Genomic DNA, 2,252 nt, shown 5'->3' on the forward strand with positions numbered 1-2,252 from the left:
GAGGCCACGGACGACGTGCTCGACGTGTTCGACGAACTGAACGCCTCAGGCATGACCATCATCGTCGTCACGCACGACGATGTGGTCGCTCAGCGGGCGCGGTCCCGCCGTCATCTGGTCGACGGCCGGATGGTCGACGCCGTCCATCTCACCGACGGGCCCGGGCCACACGATATGTTGACGTCATCACACTGAGGAGAACGACCATGCGGATACCTGCCCTGCCGACGCTCGAATGGACCAACGGCGAACTGGATGCGAGCTACGACGGCGACACCGGCGAGCTCACCCTCCATGCGGCACCGGGAGGAGATTGGACCAACGACTCGCTCGGCGGCCCCGCACAGCACCGCGCGAGCTTGCTGGGCTTTCGGACCGATGCTGATTTCACGCTGAGCGCCAGAGCTCGCGTCGTCGGGGAGCGGACGACGTTCGACGCCGCCGTGCTGGGACTGTGGTGCGATGAGCAGTACTGGGCCAAGCTCTGCTTCGAGTATTCGCCCGACGGACGGGCGATGGTCGTCAGCGTCGTGACCAACGAGTTCTCCGACGACTGCAACTCCACGGTCGTCGAGAGCGACTTCGTGTATCTCCGCGTCTCCCGCGTCGGAGACGCGTTCGCCTTCCACGCCTCCGACGACGGCGACCGGTGGGAGTTCGTCCGGGTGTTCCGCCTGAAGACCGACCTCCCCGTGACGGTGGGCTTCATGTCGCAGGCGCCGATGGGAGAGGACTGCGACTCGCGCTTCGACCGGATCCGTTTCTCGGCGGGCGCTCCGGCCGACCTGCGCGACGGCTCCTGAGGCCGGGCGCGATGTACGGCCAGCACGGCGACTTGTTCGGCACCACGACCTCCTCATCGACGAACGCACTATGGCGTCAGCGCGATTCCGCACAGATCGTCTGACCGAGCATCTCTGCTCCGGCGTCCTTGAGCAGGCCCCCTCGGCAGTCGTTCGTCCGATCTCACGATGGCTGTCGGTGGCGCAAGCAGCGTGCTGTGGCATCGTCGGCGGGATAGAACGACTCGATACGCAGTTCGTCGATGGTGATGTCGAGCGCAGACTCCACGGCCGCGGACATGCTGAAAAAGCGCAGGTCCTCGCCCGCGACCTCGAGCTCGAGCGGGATGACGACATCCGTGACCGCCGGCCGCCCTACGTCGTCGCCGGGGTAGGCCGCGACCTCCTCCGCCAGGCGACGGAGGCGGGAGTCGCCGGTGCGGTCGGCGCGAGCGCAGACCTGACCGATGAGGTGGGTTCGCCATTGACCGAGGTTGCGGATCCGGGGCGCGAGACCCTCCGGGTGCAGCGACAACCGTACGGCGTTGACGGGAGGCTCGAGGAGGTGCAGTGCGCATCCCTCGAGCAGCACGTCCGTCGCGGCGTTGCGGTCCATAACGTCCCACCAGCGGTCAAGCACCAGCGCTGGGTACTGCGCATGGGCGTCGAGGAGTTGTCGCAACGCCGAGCTGACAGAACGGAGTTCCGGGGCGTTCATCGCCCGCTCGGGATGTGCGGGCGCAAACCCGGCACTGAGGAGCAGCTGGTTGCGCTCGCGCAGCGGTATGTCGAGGTGTGCAGAGAGTCGATCGAGCATTTCTCGCGTGGGCTTGGACCTCCCGGTCTCGACGAAGCTGAGGTGTCGGGTCGAGACGTGTCCACGGGCTGAGAGCTCCAGCTGGCTGAGCCGTCTCCGCTCGCGCCAGCCGCGCAAGAGCACCCCGACGTCGCCGGCATGGATCACGGTCATGACTCTCGACCCTAGCCAACAGTCGTGGTTCGACCCATGACCTCCGAGGTAATCGACGCGACTACCCCTCCGCGCCCAACATGGCTTCACCGCGGCGGCTCCGCTGCGGCCGATACCGAAAGGCCCCGATATGACCCCCATCACCGACTTGTATCTGCAGACCTGGAACGCCTCGGACGCGAACGCTCGTGACCGCCTCCTCGCCGAGCATTGGACGGAAGGCGCCACATACACGGACCCTCTGGTCGATGTCGGTGGACGAGACCAGATCTCGGCCACGATCGGCGCCGTGCGGGAACAGTTCCCGGGGTTCGTGTTCACGCTCGTCGGCGAACCTGACGCACATCACGGCCTCACCCGCTTTCAGTGGGGGCTTGGCCCCGCAGGAGCCGAACCGCTCGTAGTCGGCTTCGACGTCGTCGTCGGCGACGGCCAGGGCCGTATCCACCAGGTCCTCGGATTCCTCGACAAGGTACCCGCCTAACCTCATCACCGCGCAC

General features: G+C 66.6%; 3 protein-coding genes and 1 pseudogene. 3 read left to right on the forward strand and 1 reads right to left on the reverse strand.

The features are described 5' to 3' along the window. Both ACNPM4_RS08440 and ACNPM4_RS08445 read left to right on the forward strand, forming a co-directional pair. Window positions 1-195: pseudogene (locus ACNPM4_RS08440) on the forward strand (hypothetical protein); the annotation flags it as partial. An 11-nt stretch (window positions 196-206) separates the two neighbouring features. Then, a complete protein-coding gene (locus ACNPM4_RS08445) occupies window positions 207-803 on the forward strand; it encodes a DUF1349 domain-containing protein (RefSeq protein ID WP_448985390.1) in 597 nt (198 codons plus the stop codon). Between the two features lie 163 nt (window positions 804-966). Here the strand turns inward: ACNPM4_RS08445 and ACNPM4_RS08450 are convergent, their stop codons facing one another. Further along, window positions 967-1,752 carry a helix-turn-helix domain-containing protein gene (locus ACNPM4_RS08450; protein ID WP_448985391.1) on the reverse strand — a complete coding sequence of 262 codons (786 nt, stop codon included), beginning with the start codon at window positions 1,750-1,752 and terminating at the stop codon, window positions 967-969. A gap of 130 nt (window positions 1,753-1,882) precedes the next feature. Between ACNPM4_RS08450 and ACNPM4_RS08455 the strand changes: the two genes are divergently transcribed. Continuing rightward, on the forward strand, window positions 1,883-2,236 hold the full coding sequence (locus ACNPM4_RS08455; protein ID WP_029263793.1) for a nuclear transport factor 2 family protein: 354 nt from the start codon (window positions 1,883-1,885) through the stop codon (window positions 2,234-2,236). The last annotated feature ends 16 nt before the right edge of the window (window positions 2,237-2,252 follow it).

The organism is Microbacterium umsixpiens (assembly GCF_053543675.1).